The 19058-nt window shown below is 66.7% G+C and carries 17 protein-coding genes; 3 read left to right on the plus strand and 14 right to left on the minus strand.

Going from position 1 to position 19058, the window contains the following annotated elements:
* Positions 1-449: 449 nt before the first annotated feature.
* The 4 genes from tyrS to RW112_RS20295 form a co-directional block, all read right to left on the minus strand.
* Positions 450-1763 (minus strand): tyrosine--tRNA ligase, encoded by a 1314-nt coding sequence (gene tyrS / locus RW112_RS20280; protein WP_317783486.1) that lies wholly within the window; start codon positions 1761-1763, stop codon positions 450-452.
* Between the two features lie 99 nt (positions 1764-1862).
* Positions 1863-4091 carry an AAA family ATPase gene (locus tag RW112_RS20285; protein WP_317783487.1) on the minus strand — a complete coding sequence of 743 codons (2229 nt, stop codon included), beginning with the start codon at positions 4089-4091 and terminating at the stop codon, positions 1863-1865.
* A 63-nt stretch (positions 4092-4154) separates the two neighbouring features.
* The gene (locus RW112_RS20290; RefSeq protein WP_305940458.1) at positions 4155-4712 is read right to left on the minus strand and encodes an adenine phosphoribosyltransferase; all 558 of its coding nucleotides are present in this window, start codon (positions 4710-4712) and stop codon (positions 4155-4157) included.
* A gap of 24 nt (positions 4713-4736) precedes the next feature.
* Complete coding sequence (locus tag RW112_RS20295; protein WP_317783488.1) at positions 4737-5399, minus strand: DNA-3-methyladenine glycosylase; 663 nt, start codon at positions 5397-5399, stop codon at positions 4737-4739.
* Positions 5400-5494: 95 nt separating this feature from the next.
* Here RW112_RS20295 and RW112_RS20300 point away from each other — a divergent pair, with 95 nt between their 5' ends.
* Both RW112_RS20300 and RW112_RS20305 read left to right on the plus strand, forming a co-directional pair.
* A complete protein-coding gene (locus RW112_RS20300) occupies positions 5495-7036 on the plus strand; it encodes a DNA-3-methyladenine glycosylase 2 family protein (RefSeq protein ID WP_317783489.1) in 1542 nt (513 codons plus the stop codon).
* Positions 7037-7080: 44 nt separating this feature from the next.
* A complete protein-coding gene (locus RW112_RS20305) occupies positions 7081-7575 on the plus strand; it encodes a methylated-DNA--[protein]-cysteine S-methyltransferase (RefSeq protein ID WP_317783490.1) in 495 nt (164 codons plus the stop codon).
* 34 nt (positions 7576-7609) lie between these two features.
* On the opposite strand, the gene RW112_RS20310 is transcribed toward RW112_RS20305, so the two are convergent.
* The 10 genes from RW112_RS20310 to argC form a co-directional block, all read right to left on the minus strand.
* Positions 7610-8347: a maleylpyruvate isomerase family mycothiol-dependent enzyme gene (locus RW112_RS20310; RefSeq protein WP_317783491.1), complete on the minus strand. Its 738-nt coding sequence runs from the start codon at positions 8345-8347 to the stop codon at positions 7610-7612.
* A 31-nt stretch (positions 8348-8378) separates the two neighbouring features.
* On the minus strand, positions 8379-8951 hold the full coding sequence (locus RW112_RS20315) for a pyridoxamine 5'-phosphate oxidase family protein (RefSeq protein WP_317783493.1): 573 nt from the start codon (positions 8949-8951) through the stop codon (positions 8379-8381).
* A 128-nt stretch (positions 8952-9079) separates the two neighbouring features.
* Positions 9080-10507 carry an argininosuccinate lyase gene (gene argH / locus RW112_RS20320; RefSeq protein WP_317783494.1) on the minus strand — a complete coding sequence of 476 codons (1428 nt, stop codon included), beginning with the start codon at positions 10505-10507 and terminating at the stop codon, positions 9080-9082.
* A 5-nt stretch (positions 10508-10512) separates the two neighbouring features.
* Positions 10513-11718, minus strand: a complete 1206-nt coding sequence (locus RW112_RS20325; RefSeq protein ID WP_317783495.1) for an argininosuccinate synthase — start codon at positions 11716-11718, stop codon at positions 10513-10515.
* A 43-nt stretch (positions 11719-11761) separates the two neighbouring features.
* Positions 11762-12292: an arginine repressor gene (locus tag RW112_RS20330; protein WP_305940450.1), complete on the minus strand. Its 531-nt coding sequence runs from the start codon at positions 12290-12292 to the stop codon at positions 11762-11764.
* Positions 12292-13299, minus strand: a complete 1008-nt coding sequence (argF, locus tag RW112_RS20335; RefSeq protein ID WP_317783496.1) for an ornithine carbamoyltransferase — start codon at positions 13297-13299, stop codon at positions 12292-12294. The genes RW112_RS20330 and argF overlap by 1 nt, the downstream gene beginning before the upstream one ends.
* Positions 13296-14579, minus strand: coding sequence for an acetylornithine transaminase (locus RW112_RS20340; RefSeq protein WP_317783497.1), 1284 nt, complete (start codon positions 14577-14579; stop codon positions 13296-13298). Before RW112_RS20340 ends, argF begins: the two co-directional genes overlap by 4 nt.
* Positions 14576-15523: an acetylglutamate kinase gene (gene argB / locus RW112_RS20345; RefSeq protein WP_317783498.1), complete on the minus strand. Its 948-nt coding sequence runs from the start codon at positions 15521-15523 to the stop codon at positions 14576-14578. The genes RW112_RS20340 and argB overlap by 4 nt, the downstream gene beginning before the upstream one ends.
* Positions 15524-15555: 32 nt before the next feature.
* Positions 15556-16722: a bifunctional glutamate N-acetyltransferase/amino-acid acetyltransferase ArgJ gene (argJ, locus tag RW112_RS20350; protein WP_317783500.1), complete on the minus strand. Its 1167-nt coding sequence runs from the start codon at positions 16720-16722 to the stop codon at positions 15556-15558.
* On the minus strand, positions 16719-17750 hold the full coding sequence (gene argC, locus RW112_RS20355) for an N-acetyl-gamma-glutamyl-phosphate reductase (protein ID WP_317783502.1): 1032 nt from the start codon (positions 17748-17750) through the stop codon (positions 16719-16721). Before argC ends, argJ begins: the two co-directional genes overlap by 4 nt.
* 178 nt (positions 17751-17928) lie before the next feature.
* Here argC and RW112_RS20360 point away from each other — a divergent pair, with 178 nt between their 5' ends.
* Positions 17929-19017 (plus strand): fatty acid desaturase family protein, encoded by a 1089-nt coding sequence (locus RW112_RS20360; protein ID WP_305940444.1) that lies wholly within the window; start codon positions 17929-17931, stop codon positions 19015-19017.
* The last annotated feature ends 41 nt before the right edge of the window (positions 19018-19058 follow it).

A 19058-nucleotide genomic window follows, 5' to 3' on the forward strand; every position in this document is an offset into this window, starting at 1 on the left:
ATTTGAAACCAGCTGTAAAAACCAGACCCATCCACGGGGTGGACAAACCTGGCCAAAACAACCAATCAATAAAACAATTGGTATCAACAAACTTGGCACACTATTGAGTTCTCAAACAACAGACACATGCGAATACTTTTCAAACAACATTTGAATTCCAGTGAATTCTTTGTTATCATTTCTTCGCTGCGATATTTCTAGCTTATTTCATTCATTTCCACTTTGCAAATCCGGTTATTCTTCCGAAATTCACTTGGTGGAGTGAATCCGCCCAGCAAAATGTGAAGCAACTTTTCATTTCTGCGCCTTGCGCATGAAGAATTGCTTCTCATTTGTAGGGGGTTTGTCACCACTCAGCGGCGGCGACTCAGAAAACATTACACGCTCCTCCCCGGCCGCGCAAATCGGCCGGAAAGGAGCGTGCGTATGGTTGCCAGGAAGCCCTGTTCCTAGAACGCCGACACTTCCACGGTTGCCAGGTTCTTCTTACCGCGGCGCAGCAGCAGGTAGCGTCCGTGCAAGAGTTCGCTGTCCGGAATGACGGCGTCAGGATCGGTCACTTTAGTGTTGTTGACATAGGCGCCGCCTTCACCGACGGTCCGGCGTGCAGCAGACTTGCTGTCCGAAAGCCCGGAAGCGACGAGCAGGTCAACGATGCCCAGGCCGTCGGCATCAATGCGGGCCGAGGGCAGTTCGGCGGTCGCGGCCGCAAGGGTGCGCTCGTCCAGTGCGGCAAGGTCGCCGCCACCGAACAGTGCCGCCGATGCCGCAATGACCTTCTCCGTGGCATCCACGCCATGGACCAGCGAGGTCACTTCGAATGCGAGCCTCCGCTGGCCTTCCCTTGCAAAGGGACGTTCGGCAATCGAAACTTCCAAGGCTTCGATTTCGGCGCGGGTCAGGAACGTGAACACCTTGAGCCTCGCCGCAACATCTGCGTCAGCAGTGTTGAGCCAGAACTGGTAGAAGGCGTACGGGCTGCACATCTCCGGGTCGAGCCAGATCGCATTGCCTTCGCTTTTGCCGAACTTGGTGCCGTCCGAATTGGTGATAAGCGGTGTGCCAAGCGCGTGCACGTGCTTGCCTTCCACCTTGCGGATGAGTTCGGTTCCGCTGGTCAGATTGCCCCACTGGTCCGACCCGCCGGTCTCCAGGACGCAGCCGTAATCACGGTAGAGCTGGAGGTAGTCCATGCCCTGGAGGATCTGGTAGCTGAACTCGGTGTAGCTGATGCCCTCATCCGAACTCAGGCGGGAGGCCACGGCGTCCTTGCGGAGCATGGTGCCGACGCGGAAATGCTTGCCGATCTCGCGCAGGAAATCGATGGCGCTCAACGGAGCGGTCCAGTCCAGGTTGTTGACCATCCTTGCGGCGTTTTCGCCGTCAAAGCTCAGGAAGCGGCGGACCTGTGCCTGAAGGTACCCGACCCATTCGGAAACGGTGTCCTTGGTGTTCAAGGTGCGTTCCGCCGTCGGCCGCGGATCACCGATCAGGCCGGTCGAACCGCCAACCAGGCCCAGTGGCTTGTGCCCGGCCAGCTGGAGCCGGCGCATCAGGAGCAGCTGCACGAGGTTGCCCAGATGCAGGCTGGGCGCAGTGGGGTCGAAGCCGCAGTAATAGGTGATCGGGTCCCCGGCGAGCAGCTTTTCCAGTTCCACTTCATCGGTGGACACGTGGACCAGGCCGCGCCAGTTGAGCTCCTGCCAGATGTTGGCGAAGGTCGGATCGTTCTGCTGGGACTCGAGATCATTTAGTTGGGACACGTGATCTAAGTTAGCAGGATTGGCCGGTCGCCAGCGCTGCGTGACAGCGCCGCCGGCCGGCAGGAGGCCGGGATGATCCGGTCCTCCTGCAGCCGGGGATCAGCGTTCGATGCCTGCGGGCACCGGGGCGGCAGCGATGAGCCGCAGCCGCTGGGTGGGCCGGGTCATGGCAACGTACAGGTCGCCCACCCGCCCGTGCTCCTGGTTGAGCATCATGGAAGGCTCCAGCACCACAACGCCGTCGAACTCGAGGCCCTTGGCTTCCCGGGGGCTGATGACGACGATGTCCTGCTCGTAGCTGCCTGCACCGCTGCCGACACGGCGGCCGTAGGCGGCGCGCAGGGCCGTGGCGGCTTGCGGCAGGAGCTCGCCGTCGGCAATCACCGCAAGCAGGCCGCCGTCGAGCGCGTCCAGCTCATCCGGAAGAACCTCCACAAGCCTGCTGACCACGGATCCGTCGTCCACGCGGTCAATGATCGGCGACCAGCGGCCTTCACGGACTGCCTTGGGAGCAGAAATCACCAGGCCGGCGGCCGTGGCCATCCGGGCCGCCGCCTCAGCGATCTGCGATGGCGTGCGGTAGTTGACGGTGAGTTCCTCAAGCTGCCAGCGGTCCCCGAACATCGGTTCCAGCGCGCTCTGCCAGGACTTGGCACCCGCCACGGAACTCGTCTGGGCGATGTCGCCGACGATGGTGAACGACTTCAGCGGGCAGCGGCGGACCAAAAGGCGCCACTGCATCGGCGACAATTCCTGGGCCTCGTCGACAACAATGTGCCCGAACGCCCAGGTGCGGTCGCTAGTGGCCCGTTCCGCCGCGGTGAGCCGCGCTTCGCGTTCCTGGTTTTGGTCGACGAGTTCCTCGGCCGTCATCAGCACGTCCACCCCGGCAGTTTCCATGTTCACCAGGGTCTGCTTGGCGTTGGCGATGTCCCGGGCGCGGTCGTGCTCCTGCTGGGCCAGTCCGCGGCCGGCCGCGGGATCAAGCTCACCCAGCAACTCGGCAGCCTCGTCCAGCAGCGGCACGTCGGCCTCGGTCCAGGGACTGTCTATGGGGCGGGCCAGCAGCGCGCGTTCAGCCCCGGACAGGTGGGGGGTGCAGGCTTCCAGGATGGCAGGCTTGCCGAACAGCTCGGAGATGAGCTTTTCCGGGGTCATCGGCATCCAGCAGAGATTCAGTGCGATCCGGACATCGCGCGCAGTGCGGACGTCCTCGGCCAGATACGAACGGTCCGCGTTGTTGCCGATGCTGCCGGCCTCGACGAGCTCGGTCATCTGCTCGGTCAGTTCGCGGAGCAGGATTTTCACAAACGTCAGGCGTGCCTCGTTGTGGGGCTTGTGGGTGGCGCGGGCCTTTTCCCGGGCCCGGCGAACCTGACGGGGTGTCAGGACCAGCTTGCGGCCGTCCACTTCGAGGATCCGGTTCTCCGCCGGGATGCGCTGCCGGTTGGAAACAGCATTGGCAACCACCTCGGCCATATCCAGCCTGCCCTTGATGGCGGCGACGTCCGCTTCCTGTTCGGGAACGGCGTTGATACCGGGCATCAGCCGGCCCACGCTCGCCATGACCACGCCCGTTTCGCCGAGTGACGGCAGGACGCGCTCGATGTACTTCATGAATGAGGACGAGGGCCCCACCAGGAGCACGCCGGCGGTCTTGAGCCGGTCGCGGTGCGTATAGAGGAGGTACGCGGCGCGGTGCAGCGCAACGGCCGTTTTGCCTGTTCCGGGTCCGCCCTGGACGACGACGGCTCCGGAGATGGAGGAGCGGATGATCCTGTCCTGCTCCGACTGGATGGTGCCGACGATGTCCGACATGCGTCCGGTGCGCTTGGAGTTGAGGGCGGCCAGCAGCGCGCCCTCCCCCTGCAGCGATTCATTGTCGGCCAGCATGCCGGCGTCGAGGACGTCGTCTTCAATGGCCTTGACCTCGCGGCCCTGCAGGATCAGGTGCCGGCGGCGGCGGACGCCCTGGCGGTCGAAGGCTGTGGCCTGGTAGAAGTGCCCGGCTTCGGGCGCGCGCCAGTCGACCATGAGCCGCTGGAGGTCGTCAGTGGTCAGGCCGATGCGGCCGATGTACTGGGCCTCCCCCGAATCCAGGTCGAGGCGGCCGAAGACCAGCCGGTCATCCACAGCGTCCAGCTGGGCAAGGCGGTCCTCATAGAGGGCCGCGAAGGCATCCCGTTCGGAAACATTTTGCATGGTTCCCACGGCACCGGCACGGCGGACCTGGGCAAGTTGAGTGCGCTTTTCCTCGCGCAGCTCATCAAGGCGGGCATACAGTCCGGCAACATAGTCCCGTTCATGGGCCAAATCAGCGTCGAGCATCGAGACTTTCCCCTATCGCAAAAGACAGACCGTCCATTCTACAACCATTTTGATGAACGCACGCTAGGTCCGGATGAGCGAGCGGACGCGATGGCCGCTCAGGGCGGATCGGCCGCGCAGCTCACCCAGTTCCATGACCACGCCCACTCCCGAAACATGCACTCCGCAGCGCTCAAACAGGCGTGCGGCGGCGCCGAGCGTGCCGCCCGTGGCAAGGACGTCGTCGAGGATCAGCACCCGGCTTCCGGCCGGCAGGTCCGTGGTGTGCAGCTCGAGGGTCGCAGTGCCGTACTCCAGCGCATAATCCTCCGCGACCACCTTCCGGGGGAGTTTTCCGGCTTTGCGCACGGTGATCACACCCGTGTTCGTGGCGTAGGCGGCAGCGGCGGCCAGCAGGAAGCCGCGGGCCTCCACCCCGGCTACGGCGTCGAACTGCCCTTTGAACGGCTCCACGAGTGCGTCCACAACAGCGCGGAGCGCTGCGCCGTTGGCAAAGACGGGCGTCAGGTCCTTGAAGATGATTCCGGGTTTGGGGTAGTCCGGCACCGTGGCGCAGAGGCTGTTGATCAGCTGGTCCACTGGAACGCTTCTTCTGGCTTGGCCGGGCTCGCTTTGATTCACGCATCTACCCTATGCCGGTGGCGGCTATTCTTCACGATCCGGGCGGGCCTTCGCGGCCTTATAGCGCGAGACCGTGGGATCGCCGGTGAGCCAGTACCGCCATGGATAGGCATGGCTGCCGCCCGCCCCCGAGACCCCCACGCGCGGACCGGTGCTGATGTCCCGTGCGCGTGCCACCGGCAGTTCCAGCCTGAACGGGTCGTCGAGGGCGTCCCGCCCGCTGTCCGCCGTCGTCAATCCCAGCGCCGTGGCGAGCCGGGCAGGCCCGCTGGCCAGGTCCTTGGCGGATTTCGACGTCGGGCGCCTGGTGCGTGCCAGTTCCTCGCCCCCCACGATTTCGCCGCCGCGCAGGAGCAGGGCAGAGGCTGTTCCGGGCGGTCCGCAGACAATGTTGGCGCAGTAGTGCATCCCGTAGGTGAAGTAGACGTACAAGTGCCCGGCGGGTCCGAACATGGGTTTGTTGCGCCCCGTTTGTCCGCGGAAGGTGTGCGAACCCGGGTCCGGGTGCTGGGAGTCGTGCGGGCCAAGATAGGCCTCCACTTCGGTGATGCGCACCGAAACCGCCCCCTCCGGGCTGTCATACGTGAGCACAGCCCCAAGCATCAGGGGCGCCACGTGCCGGGCGTCCCCGGACAGCACCTGCCGCACGGCGTGTTCGCGTCCGGTGCGCGGCGGGCTGGAGCTCATGCATCGACTTTAACAAAGAGCCGCTGCCAAGGGGGCCCCACGCCCGTGTCCGATTTCCGCTAGCTCCGGGTGCGCCGAGCTGACAGGATGGAGCCATGGACTTCTGGCAGCGCTACCGGGCGATCGATGCCCGCGACACCCGGTTCGACGGGCAGTTCTACACCGCTGTCCGGACCACGGGGATTTATTGCCGGCCTTCATGTCCTGCCCGGACCCCTAAAGCGGAGAACGTCACGTTCTATGAAACCTCCGCCGCGGCCCACGACGCCGGGTACCGCGCCTGCAAGCGCTGCCTGCCGGAGGCTGTCCCGGGGACACCTGCCTGGAACCTCCGGTCCGACATCGCGGGCCGGGCCATGCGGCTCATCAATGACGGGGTGATCAACCGCGACGGAGTGGAAGGACTCGCGTCGCGGCTCGGCTACTCCTCGCGGCAGCTCAACAGGATCCTCAGCCACGAACTGGGCGCCGGTCCGCTGTCGCTGGCACGGGCCAGCAGGGCGCAGACCGCCCGGACGCTGCTGGTGTCCACGCAGATGAAGCTCGCAGACGTGGCTTTCGCGGCCGGGTTCAGCAGCGTCCGCCAGTTCAACGAAACCATCGGCGAAGTCTTCGACATGACTCCGACGGCGCTCCGCGGCACTGCAGTTCGCGGCACCGCCCGTCACCACCGGACGCCGGCGGCGACTACGGCGCTGACGCTGAACCTTCCCTATCGTGAGCCGTTCGATCCTGGCATCTTCGAATTCCTGGCCGTGCGGTCCGTTCCCGGGATCGAGGCCGGCACCGCAACCTCCTATGCGAGGGCCTTGCGGCTCCCCCACGCGGATGCCCGCTTCAGCGTGGAGTACGACGCCGGCGCCCCGGGGCGGCCACTTGTCCTCACCATCGGTGCGGTGGACCTCCGGGACCTGCCGTCCTTGCTGAGCAGGGTCCGGCGGCTGCTGGACCTCGACGCCGACCCTGTGGCCATCGACAGTGCGCTGGAGGCCGATCCGCGGCTGGCACCGGCCGTCCGCACCGTCCCGGGCATTCGGATGCCGGGGGCCCTGGATCCGCAGGAGTTGCTGGTCCGTGCCTTGATAGGCCAGCAGATAACCGTCGCGGCCGCCCGGACCGCCCTCACCCAGCTGTCGGCCTGCGGCAGCGGGAGCCGGGTACCGGCGGACGGCCTAGACCGGCTCTTCCCCACTGCGGCCCAGATCGCCGACGAGGGATACAGCCTGCTGCGTGGTCCGCAGCGGCGGATCGACTCCGTCCGCGCCGCCGCCGGCGCGATGGCCGCCGGGGACCTCGATTTCGGCTACGGCGACGACTTCGCCGGACTGCACACCAAACTCCTGCCGCTGCCCGGGGTGGGACCCTGGACCGCGGGGTACGTGGCCATGCGCGTGATCGGGGCGCCGGACGTGTTCCTGGCCAACGACGCCGCGGTGCGCAACGGCATCCTCGCCCTCGCCGCCGGCAGTGCTGACGCAGAGACAGGCGGCTGGCTTCCACGGCACACACCGGACTTCTCCGAAGTGAGCCCCTGGCGTTCCTATGCCACGATGCACCTCTGGCGTGCGGCCGCCACGCACCCCAGGCCCACGGCGAAACGGCAGGCACCTTCCCTGCCGCATGATCCGGCGATTTAACCCAACAGTTTTAACTCAGGCGACCTAACCAGAAAGCGAAAGCCATGAAAGCCCAACTACTGACCATGTCCACACCGGACGGTCCGTTCACCATCATTGCCCGCGACGGTGCCGTGCTGGCATCCGGCTGGACTGCGCACGCTGCGGAGCTCACCGGACAGATCCATCCCGAACTGCTGCCGGATGAATTCGTCCCGGTCCAGGAACTGGGCGAAATCTCCGACGCCGTTGTTGCGTTCTACGCGGGCGATCCGGAGCCCGCCATGCGTGTACGGGTCCTGCAGAAATCGGGGCCTTTCCGCAGCCATGCCTGGGATGTCCTCCGGACGGTGAACCCCGGGCGGCCGGTCACCTACACCGAGTACGCGGAGCTCTCCGGGAACCCGAAGGCCGTCCGCGCCGCGGCGAGTGCCTGCGCCTTCAACGCCGCAGCACTGTTCGTGCCGTGCCACCGCGTGGTGCGGACGGACGGCACGCTGGGCGGATTCAGGTGGGGCCTCGCCATCAAGGAGAGCCTGCTGGGCCGCGAACAGCGTTGACCAGGGAAATGCTGATGACGGCGGGCCGGCAGCCCTATTTGGTGATCGGTACGCCCGAGGGCCAGGGCAGGAGCTCGGGGAGATCCACACCGTCCGCAGCAGCGGACGCACGCAGGCTGCCCAACGAGGGTTCACGCCCCGCGAGCCAGGCCGCGATGTCCGTCAGCATGCCGTTGATGACGGTGGACCGGTTGCCGGCGCCGATGGTCACCGGCGGAAGTCCGAGGGGCTGCAGCACAAACCGCTGCCCTTCCGGCACGCGGGCAGCCAGGAAATCGAACAGGTGCTCACAGAAGGGCCTGCTCCAGGTTTCCGGACCGCGGCCGGTGCCGAGGTCAGTCGCATGGATCAGCAGTTCCCGCCACAGGGCAAACCCGCCGTCCAGCACCACTCCGCCGCGGTAGGAAATGGGCACCTGCCAGGAGCCGGCGTCCAGGCTATCGAAGGCCCGCAGGGCGCGTGCAAGCGCGGCGTCCAGATCCGCCCTGTGCTGCGCCAAGGTGTGGCCGGCGGCCATGTCGATGGCCTTGGTGCGGCCCTCCTGGCCGCCGTCATACAGTTCCACGGTCTCTCCGCGGCCTGCGAATTCAAGTTGCCGGGCCATGGCGTTCGAAATGCCGGCCAGGTGCGCGAGGACGTGCCCCCGCGTCCAGCCCGGCAGTAATGACGGTGCCTTGACATCATCTTCGGCGAGTTTGCCGGCCTGGGAGGCAACGACGTCGGCAGCTTTATGGAGTTCGGCGAGCAGCGCTTCCGGTGTGATTGCGGTCATACCCGCCATCGTAGCGGACGGTTAATCGTCCTTAACGCAGGCCGCTGCCAGAGCCGGGACTGTCCAGAACGTCACCCGGCGGACCGCCACCGTAGCGGTGCCGGATGTGGCGGCGGTCGTGGCGGGCCTGCCAGAACTCGATCTCCAGCGGCCGGACGGCGTACAGCTGCCAGTCCGGGTTGGTGCCGCCGTCGGCTCCGGGCCGGGCGTCCCAGTCCGCGGCCGAAGCATCGGCGGACAATTCAAGGACTCCCCCGGCCACGCGGACCTGCCGGCCCAGCAGGGGCCAGTAGAAATTAAGGGCCGCCCTCGGGTTCGCAGCCAGCTCCTGACCCTTGCGCGAGGTGCGGGACGTTGCGATCTGCCAGCCGCCGTCGTCGTCGATGTCCTTCAGGATCAGCATCCGGGACGACGGCTGGGCATTGGCACCCACGGTGGCCAGGCTGCAGGCGTGCGGCTGGGGCTCCCCCGCGGCCAGCGCCTCCGCCAGCCATTGCCGGAACAGCTCAGCCGGGTCCGCCGGCGCAGCCGCCGGGTCAAAATCCGGCAGGTCGTCGGGGAAGTCCGGCAGGCCACGGAGGTACCGGCGGAAGGATTCGCTCATCCTCCCACCATAAACGCAGAACGCTCTCTCAGTTGTTGCATGAAAATCGGCGACGCTCTCTCACTTTCTTGCGGAAAGTGAGAGAGCGTCGGCCCGAAGGCTGCAACAAGTGAGAGAGCGTCGGCCCGCTACCCGGCGTACTCCCGCACGCCTGCAAGCTCGGCTTCCAGCGCGAGCAGTTGGCGCTCGACGGCGGCCGGCGCCGTGCCGCCCTGGGAGTTGCGGCTGTTGAGCGAACCCTCAGTGGACAGGACCGTGCGGACTTCCGGCGTCAGGTGCTCCGAGATCGCGGCGTATTCCTGGTCCGTGAGGTCCCAGAGTTCGACGTCGCGGCTTTCGGCCTGCTTCACCGCGGCACCGGAGAGCTCGTGGGCTTCGCGGAACGGCACACCCTGGCGGACCAGCCATTCGGCAATGTCCGTGGCCAGCGCGAAGCCCTGCGGTGCCAGCGACTCCATCCGTTCAGTGTTGAACTTCAGCGTCGCGATCATGCCGGAGACGGCCGGGAGCAGGAGCTCCAGGGTGTCGGCGGCGTCAAAAACCGGTTCCTTGTCCTCCTGCAGGTCGCGGTTGTACGCGAGCGGCAGGCCCTTGAGCGTGGCGAGCAGCCCGGTCAGGTTGCCGATCAGGCGTCCCGCCTTGCCGCGGGCCAGCTCGGCGACATCCGGGTTCTTCTTCTGCGGCATGATCGAGGAACCGGTGGAGTAGGAATCGTGCAGGGTGACAAAGGAGAACTCCTTCGTGGCCCACAGGATGACTTCCTCCGAAACCCTGGACAGGTCCACGCCGATCATGGCGCAGACCCACGCGAACTCGGCGAAGACATCGCGCGAGGCGGTGCCGTCGATCGAGTTGTGTGTCGCCGAGAAGAAGCCCAGGTCGGCTGCCACGGCTTCCGGGTCCAGGCCCAGCGAGGAGCCCGCGAGGGCACCGGAACCGTAGGGCGAAACGCCTGCGCGCTTGTCCCAGTCCTGCAGCCGCTGCACATCGCGCAGCAGCGCCCAGGCGTGGGCCAGCAGGTGGTGGCTGAGCAGCACCGGCTGCGCATGCTGGAGGTGGGTGCGGCCCGGCATGGCCACGCCCTGGTGTGCCTTGGCCTGGTCCACCAGTGCCTCAATGGTTGCCAGCACGCCGCGGGCGATGATCCGCGCATGGTCGCGCAGGAACATCCGTCCCAGCGTGGCCACTTGGTCGTTGCGGGACCGGCCGGCGCGGAGCTTCCCGCCCAGCTGGGTGCCGGCACGCTCGATCAGGCCGCGTTCCAGCGAGCCGTGGACGTCCTCATCGGACTCCGCGGGCAGGTACGCGCCGGAGGCGACGTCGTCATCCAGGCGGGACAGCGCAGCAAGCATGCCTTCAAGTTCGGCATCGTCCAGCAGCCCGGACTTGTGCAGCACGCGGGCGTGCGCCTTGGATCCGGCGATGTCGTAGCGGGCCAGCCGCCAGTCAAAGTGCGTGGACTTGCTCAGGGCTGCGAGGGCGTCGGCGGGGCCGCCGGCGAACCGGCCGCCCCACAGCGCACCCGTGTTGGTGGCTTCGGACTTTTGCTCAGCCACAGGGGCTACTTTCCTGCGACGCGGATGTCGCGGCCGGACGCCACCTTGGCGGACATGCCCCACAGCTCGATGAAGCCGCGGGCCATCGACTGGTCGAAGGTGTCGCCGGTGTCGTAGGTGGCGAGGTCGAAGTCGTACAGCGAGGTCTCGGAGCGGCGTCCGTTGACGATCGCCTGGCCGCCGTGCAGCACCATGCGGATGTCGCCGGAGACGTACTTCTGGGTGTCCTCGATGAAGGCGTCCAGGGAGCGCTTGAGCGGGGAGAACCACTGGCCGTCGTACACCAGCTCGGACCAGCGCTGGCCGACCGTTGCCTTGAAGCGGGCCTGCTCGCGCTCGATGGTGATGTCCTCGAGGTGCTTGTGCGCGGTGATCAGAGCCATGGCACCGGGAGCTTCGTAGATTTCGCGGGACTTGATGCCGACGAGGCGGTCCTCGACGACGTCGATCCGGCCGACGCCCTGGGCGCCGGCGCGGCGGTTGAGTTCCTTGATGGCCTGCAGCGGGGTGACCTTGACGCCGTCGATCGCTACCGGAACGCCGGCTTTGAAGGAGATGGTGACTTCATCGGGCGCCGGCGGGAACTCCGGGGTGGCCGTGTAGTCGTAGATGTCCTTGGTGGGGGCGTTCCAGATGTCTTCGAGGTAGCCGGTTTCGACGGCGCGACCCCAGACGTTCTGGTCGATCGAGTACGGGTTCTTCTTGGTGGTCTCGATCGGCAGTCCCTTTTCCTCGGCGAAGGCGATGGCCTTGTCGCGGGTCAGGGCGAGGTCGCGGACCGGGGCGATGCACTTCAGGTCCGGGCCGAGGGTCTGGATGCCCACCTCGAAGCGGACCTGGTCGTTGCCCTTGCCCGTGCAGCCGTGGGCCACGGTGGTGGCGCCGAATTCGCGGGCGGCCTTGACCAGGTGCTTGACGATCACCGGGCGGGAGATCGCGGAAACCAGCGGGTAGTGGCCCTGGTAGAGGGCGTTGGCCTTCAGCGTGGGCATGCAGTACTCATTGGCGAACTCGTCGCTGGCGTCGGCCACGTAGGCTTCGACGGCACCGCAGCCCAGGGCGCGCTGGCGGATGGTCTCCAGCGACTCGCCGCCCTGTCCGACGTCGACGGCCACGGCGATGACCTCGGCACCGGTGGCTTCACCGATCCAGCCGATCGCTACGGAAGTATCCAGGCCACCGGAGTAGGCCAGCACAATACGCTCAGTCACTTCAAATGCTCCTTAGTTGTTTGGTTCTTGGTTGTCTTCAAGCTTATTGGCCCGCTTCTTCGGCGAAGTGCAGGAAGCGGGCGGCCACGTCCGCACCGCCCAGCGGGTCGCGGGTGACCAGCAGCACGGTGTCGTCCCCGGCGATGGTCCCCAGGATGGACGGCATGACCGAATGGTCGATGGCCAGCGCCAGGAAGTTCGCGGCCCCCGGCGGCGTCCTCAGCACCACGATGTTCGCCGACGCTTCCGCGGTTACGAGCAGCTCCCCGCACAGGCGGGCAAGCCGGGCGTCCAGGATCTCCTGGGTGACGCCGGCCTTGGCTGCACGTTCACCGCCCTCCCCCGGTACCGCGTAGACGAGCACGCCGTCCTTGCCGCGGACCCGGACGGCGCCGAGTTCCACGAGGTCGCGGGACAGCGTGGCCTGGGTGACCTGGACGCCGTCGTCCGCCAGCAGGGCGGCCAGCTCCGCCTGCGACCGGACGGACTCACCGGTCAGGATCGCGGTGATCCGCGCCAGCCTGGCCGTTTTGGTGGCCGGGCTCGCGCCCGGCACCGACGGGTTGGTGGACACTAGAACGTGCTCTCCCCGGTGCCCTCAACGGGAGAGAGTCCGTCAACGAAGGCCAGTCCGGACCGGTGCATGAGCCAGGCCATCAGCGCTTTCTGCGCGTGCAGGCGGTTTTCAGCCTCGTCCCAGACAATCGACTGCGGGCCGTCGATGACACCCGCGGAGATCTCATAGCCCCGGTACGCCGGCAGGCAGTGAAGCACGACGGCGTCCGGCGCCGCGAGCTGCATCGCCGCCTCGTCCACGGAATAGTCGCGGAACAGCCGGAGCCGGGCTTCCTTTTCAGCCTCCTGGCCCATGGACACCCAGGTGTCGGTGGCGACGACGTCGGCCCCCTTGAGGGCTTCCGCGGCGTCCGTGGTGATCAGCACCGAACCGCCTGTCTCGGCGGCCCGCTCCTCGGCGGCGGCAACGATGTCCGCAGCCGGCAGGTAGCCGTCCGGACCGGCGATGCGCACGTGCATGCCGGCGGTCACGCCGGCGAGCAGGTACGAGTTCGCCATGTTGTTGGCGGAGTCGCCAAGATAGCTCATGGTGAGGCCCTTGAGCTCGCCCTTGTGCTCCTTGACGGCCAGCAGGTCGGCCAGGAGCTGGCAGGGGTGGTAGTCGTCGCACAGGGCGTTGATGACCGGGACTTTGGAGTTTTCCGCCATGGCCACCAGGCCGGAGTGGGCACCGGTGCGCCAGACGATGGTGGAGACCATGCGCTCCAGCACCTTGGCGGTGTCCTCCACCGATTCCTTGTGGCCGATCTGTGCCTCACCCGGGTTGATGATAAGGGCGTTTCCGCCCATGTCGGCCACGCCGGTCGCGAACGAGACCCGGGTCCGGGTGGACGTCTTATCGAAGATGACCGCCACTGTCTTACGACCGCTGCCCTCGGCGGCGAACGGCTGGACGCTGTACGGCGCAGCCTTCATGCGGACGGCGAGGTCCAGGACCTCAGCCTGCTCTGCCGGTGTGAGGTCGGTGTCCTTGAGGAAGTGGCGGGTGGTCGCGGAGCTGGTCACTGGGCGGCGTCCTTTGCGGTCTGGAGGAGCGTGGGCAGGGCCTGGATGAAGCTGTCGGCCTGTTCGGCGGTGAGGATCAGCGGCGGGGCGAGTCGGATGGTGCGCGGACCGGGGCTGTTGACGATGAACCCCGCGTCCAGTCCTGCGATGACGACGCCGGGTGCGATGTCCGCGTCCAGGTCGAAGCCGATCAGGAGGCCTTCGCCGCGCACTTCCGTCACGCCGTCGACGTCGGCGAGCTTCGAGCGCAGGCGGTCACCCACGGTGCGGACGTTGTCCAGGACGCGCTGGCTTTCAATCGCGTGCAGTGTTGCCAGGGCGGCGGCCGTGGCCACCGGGTTCCCGCCGAACGTGGTGCCGTGCTGCCCTGCGGTGAGGAGTGAGGAGGTTTCCGGGCCGAAGGTGACCAGCGCCCCGATCGGGAAGCCGCCGCCCAGGCCCTTGGCGAGGGTCACAGCGTCCGGGACCACGCCGGCGTCTTCGCTGGCCAGCCACTTGCCGGTGCGGCCGATGCCGGTCTGGACTTCGTCGAGGATCAGCAGCGCGCCGGACTTGGTAGTGGCCTCGCGTGCTGCTTTCAGGTAGCCGGCAGGCAGCGGCCGGACGCCTGCTTCGCCTTGGATCGGCTCCAGGAAAACGGCGGCAGTGGTTTCGTCGATGGCATCCAGCAGGGCGTCGACGTCGCCGAACGGAATGTGGACCACGCCGCCGGGAAGCGGTTCGAACGGCGCCCGGTAGGCGGCCTTGGCGGTCAGCGCCAGTGCTCCCATCGTGCGGCCGTGGAAGGCGCCTTCAAGGGCGATGATCTTGGTCCGCCGTTTCACATCGCTGCCGGGTCCGGACAGCGCATCCGCACCGGAGTTGCGGCGCGCCAGCTTGAACGCGGCCTCCACCGCCTCGGTGCCGGAGTTCGCGAAGAACACCTTGGAACCTGCCGGCGCCTTGGTGAGCTCAAGCAGCTTCTCGGCCAGCGCGATCTGCGTGGGGCTGGTGAAGAAGTTGGAGACGTGGCCCAGCGTGGCCAGCTGGCTGGAGATCACCGACGTCACGAACGGGTGGGCGTGGCCCATGGCGTTTACGGCGATGCCGCCGAGCAGGTCGAGATACTCCTTGCCGTCGGCGTCCCAAACCAGGCATCCGGCCCCGCGGACCAGGACCCGCTGCGGCGTGCCGAAGACACCCATGAGGGACGATGAGTAGCGGCTCAGCCACTCGGCTCCCGTGGTGTGGCCGCGGGTCTCCACCAGTTCAACCACCGGGGACTTTTCGATCTGGCTCATGCGTTCGTTTCCTCGTCCGGGACCACCTGCGTGCCGATGCCCGCGGTGGTGAATGTTTCCAGCAGCATGGAGTGCGGCAGCCGGCCGTCCACGATGTGCGCGCGCTCCACTCCGTCATCGACGGCTTTGAGGCAGGCGGCCATCTTGGGGATCATGCCCGATTCAAGCCGCGGGAGCATCTCCCGGAGCTCCGACGCCGTCAGGGACGAGATGAGCGATGACTTGTCCGGCCAGTTCGCATAGAGGCCCTCGACGTCGGTGAGGATGACGAGCTTCGAGGCACCCAGGGCGGAGGCGACGGCGGCCGCCGCGGTGTCCGCGTTGACGTTGAGCACCTGCCCGGTGGTGGAGCCGTCGTCGGCAATTTCCGGGGCAACGGTCGAGATCACCGGGATCCGGCCGGCCGCGAGGATGTCCACGATGCCCTCCGGATTGACGCCCACAACCTCGCCGACCAGGCCCAGATCCACTTCCTGGCCATCCACGACCGTCCCGGTACGGACGGCGCGCAGCAGGCCGCCGTCCTCTCCGGACATGCCGACGGCATACGGGCCGTGGGAATTGATCAGGCCCACGAGTTCGCGGCCCACCTGGCCGGTCAGCACCATGCGGACCACGTCCATTGCCTCAGGCGTGGTGACGCGCAGCCCGCCCTTGAACTCGGACTCGATGCCGAGGCGGCTGAGCATGGCGTTGATCTGCGGACCGCCGCCGTGCACCACCACGGGGTGGATGCCGACGTGGTGCAGGAACACGACATCCTCTGCGAACGCCCGGCGAAGGTCGTCGTTGACCATGGCGTTGCCGCCGTACTTGATCACCATGGTGGAACCTGCGAAGCGCTGGATCCACGGCAGGGCCTCGATCAGGGTGCCTGCCTTGTCCTGGGCAGCTTTGGTTGTATCGGGGCCGATGGTAGTTGTCTCGCGTGTCTGGGTGTTCATGCTGCTGTCTCCCCGGGAAGTGGGTGCTTCACCTAGCTTGAGTAGGCGCTGTTTTCGTGGACGTAGTCGTGCGTGAGGTCGTTGGTCCAGATCGTGGCTTCGGCCTCTCCGGCCTGCAGGTCGATCTCCACCAGGACCTCGCGGGGCTCAAGGTCCACCAGGCTGCGGTCCTCGCCGATGCTGCCGTTCCGGCAGATCTGCACGCCGTTCATGGAAACGTTCAGCTGGTCCGGCTCGAACGCGGCATCGGTGGTGCCCACGGCGGAAAGCACCCGGCCCCAGTTGGGGTCCTTGCCGAAGATGGCGGCCTTGAACAGGTTGGAGCGTGCCACGGCCCTGCTCACGATTTCCGCGTCCTTCTCGCTGGCCGCATTGAACGTGCGGATGGCGATGTCGTGGCTGGCACCCTCGGCGTCACCAATCAGCTTGCGGGCCAACTCGGCGCAGACCTGCGTCACCCCGGCACCGAACTCCCCTGCCGACGGCACAACACCCGACGCGCCCGAGGCCAGCAGCACCACGGTGTCATTGGTGGACATGCAGCCGTCCGAGTCCGCCCGGTCAAAGGTGACCCGGGTGGCATCGCGGAGCACGACGTCGAGCATTTCCGGCTGGACGTCCGCGTCGGTGGTGAGAACCACCAACATGGTGGCCAGCCCGGGTGCCAGCATGCCGGCGCCCTTGGCCATGCCGCCGATGGTGTACTCGTTGCCCTCGGCGTCCTTCCCGGTGAACACTGCTTCCTTGGACACGGAATCGGTGGTCATGATGGCCGTGGCCGCCGCCGGCCCGCCGTCGGCACTGAGGGCGGCTTTGGCAGCGCCGATGCCCGGGATGATTTTGTCCATGGGCAGCTGCTCGCCGATCAGGCCGGTGGAGCAGACGAAGATGTCGGTGGCTGAGACGCCCAGCGCTTCGGCGGTCTTTTCGGCGGTGGTGTGCGTGTTCTGGAAGCCCTGCGGGCCGGTGCAGGCGTTGGCGCCGCCGGAGTTGAGGATCACGGCGTCCACCCGGCCGTCCTTCACCACCTCGCGGGACCAGTGCACGGGGGCCGCCGCCACCCGGTTCGACGTGAACACCGCGGCTGCCGCCTTAGAGGGGCCGTCGTTGACTACCAGGGCAAGGTCGGGGTTCCCGGACGCCTTCAGGCCGGCTTTGACGCCGGCGGCGCGGAAGCCCTTGGGGGCGGTAACGGTCACGGGGCAACTCCCTGCAGGTTGAGGCCGGCGGTTTCCGCCAGGCCAAGGGCAATGTTCATGGACTGCACGGCGCCGCCGGCCGTCCCCTTGGTCAGGTTGTCGATGGCGCAGGTGACGATGACGCGGCCGGTGTGCGCATCGAAGGCCAGCTGCATCACGGCATGGTTGGAGCCCTGCACGGATTTGGTGGCGGGCCACTGGCCCTCAGGGAGCAGGTGGACGAACGGCTCGTCGTCGTACGCTTCTTCCCAGGCAGTGCGCAGCTCTGCTGCCGTGACGCCGGGCTTCACCCGGGCCGTCGCCGTGGTGAGGATGCCCCGGCTCATCGGGGCGAGGGTGGGGGTGAAGGACACCGTCACCGGTTCGCCCGCCGCGTTCCCCAGTCCCTGCTCGATCTCCGGCGTGTGCCGGTGGCCGCCGCCGACGCCGTAGGGGCTCATCGACCCCATGACTTCGGAGCCGATGAGGTTCACCTTTGCGGCTTTCCCGGCACCCGAGGTGCCTGAGGCAGAGACAATCACGACGTCGTCGGGCTGGAGGAGTTTTCCGGCGAACCCGGGCGTCAGGGCCAGCAGGGACGACGTCGGGTAGCAGCCCGGTACTGCGATCCGCTTGGCGCCCTTCAGCTTTTCCCGCTGTCCGGGCAGTTCAGGGAGCCCGTAGGGCCAGGTTCCGGCGTGTGCGGACCCGTAGAACTTTTCCCAGGCGGCGGGGTCTTCGAGGCGGTGGTCGGCACCGGCGTCGATCACCACCGTGCCGTCGGGCAACTGCGCCGCGATCTCCGCGGACGCTCCATGCGGGAGCGCCAGGAACACCACGTCGTGGCCGGAAAGGTTTTCCACCGTGGTGTCTTCAAGGATGCGGCTGGCCAAACCATGGAGATGCGGCTGCAATTCGCCTAGTCTGGAACCGGCGTTGCTGTGTGCTGTGATGGCGCCGATAGTGACGTCGGGGTGCCCGGCCAGAAGGCGAAGCACCTCACCGCCGGCGTAACCGCTGGCACCGGAAACGGCAACAGAAATAGTCATGGAAACGACTATACAGCAAGACTATGCATAGAACCCGATATTTATGCATAAACTCCTGCGTGCCCGTTGCCCGGCCGCATTGCGAGCGTCGGCGTATGCTTGGAGAAGGGTGATCCTGACCGTGCGGTCCGAATGTCGGCTGCAGCGTTGCCCGTAACAGTTACGAGGCTCCAAGTCCATGACCCCCACCACTACTGCGGAGCGCCCCCAGTCGCGTGTCCGGCAACCCAACGCCGTCGTCCTGAGCTATTCCGAGCTCCTCAAGACCGTGAAGGCTGCGGGCCTGCTCGAACGCCGGGTCGGTTTCTACGTCACGGTCTTCTCCGTCCTGGTGCTCCTGATGACCGCAACCTGGTTCGGCTTCGCGCTCATCGGTGACAGCTGGTTCCAGCTTCTCATCGCCGCTGCGCTGGGCGTCATCTGCACCCAGTTGAGCTTCCTGGCCCACGAAGCCGGACACCGGCAGATCTTCGCCTCACGGCGCGCCAACGACTGGGCCGCCCGGCTGCTGGCCACGTCCGTCGCCGGCATGAGCTACTCCTGGTGGGAGCAGAAGCACGGCGCCCACCACAACCACCCGAACGTCATTTCCAAGGATCCTGACATCGCGCCCGGGCCCATCGCGTTCCACACCGAGGCGGTTGCCGACCGGCAGGGCCGGTTCGCCTTCCTGACCCGGAAGCAGGGCTGGTTTTTCTTCCCGCTGCTGTTCCTGGTGGGGCTCGGCCTGCAGATCGATTCGGTCAAGTTCGTCTTCCGCCGCGCAAAGGTCACGCACCGCTGGGTTGAACTCCCGATCCTCCTGGCCCGCCTGAGCCTGTTGCCGGTCCTCACCTTCACGTTCCTGCCGTGGGGTATGGCACTGGCGTTCATCGGCGTCCAGCTCGCCGTCTTCGGTTTCTACATGGGCGCTTCCTTCGCACCGAACCACAAGGGCATGCCGGTCCTGCCCGCCGACAGCCGCGTGGACTTCTTCAGCCGCCAGGTCCTGACCTCCCGGAACATCTCCGGCGGCCGTTTCATGGACATCCTGATGGGCGGCCTGAACCGCCAGGCCGAACACCACCTCTTCCCGGACATGGCCCGCCCGCAGCTGGACAAGGCCGCCGTGATCGTCCGCGAGTTCTGCGCCAAGCACCAGGTCCCCTACACGGAAACCACCCTGCTGCAGTCCTATGGCATCATCGTCCGCTACCTCAACGACGTGGGCCTCTCCGCCGGGCGGCACTTCGAATGCCCCATGGCCACGGTTACCCGCCGCTACTAGGCGCGACTCCCTTACCAGGCACGTCCCTGGCTAGCACCCAC

The organism is Arthrobacter sp. B10-11, from assembly GCF_033142195.1.
GTDB lineage: Bacteria > Actinomycetota > Actinomycetes > Actinomycetales > Micrococcaceae > Arthrobacter > Arthrobacter oryzae_C.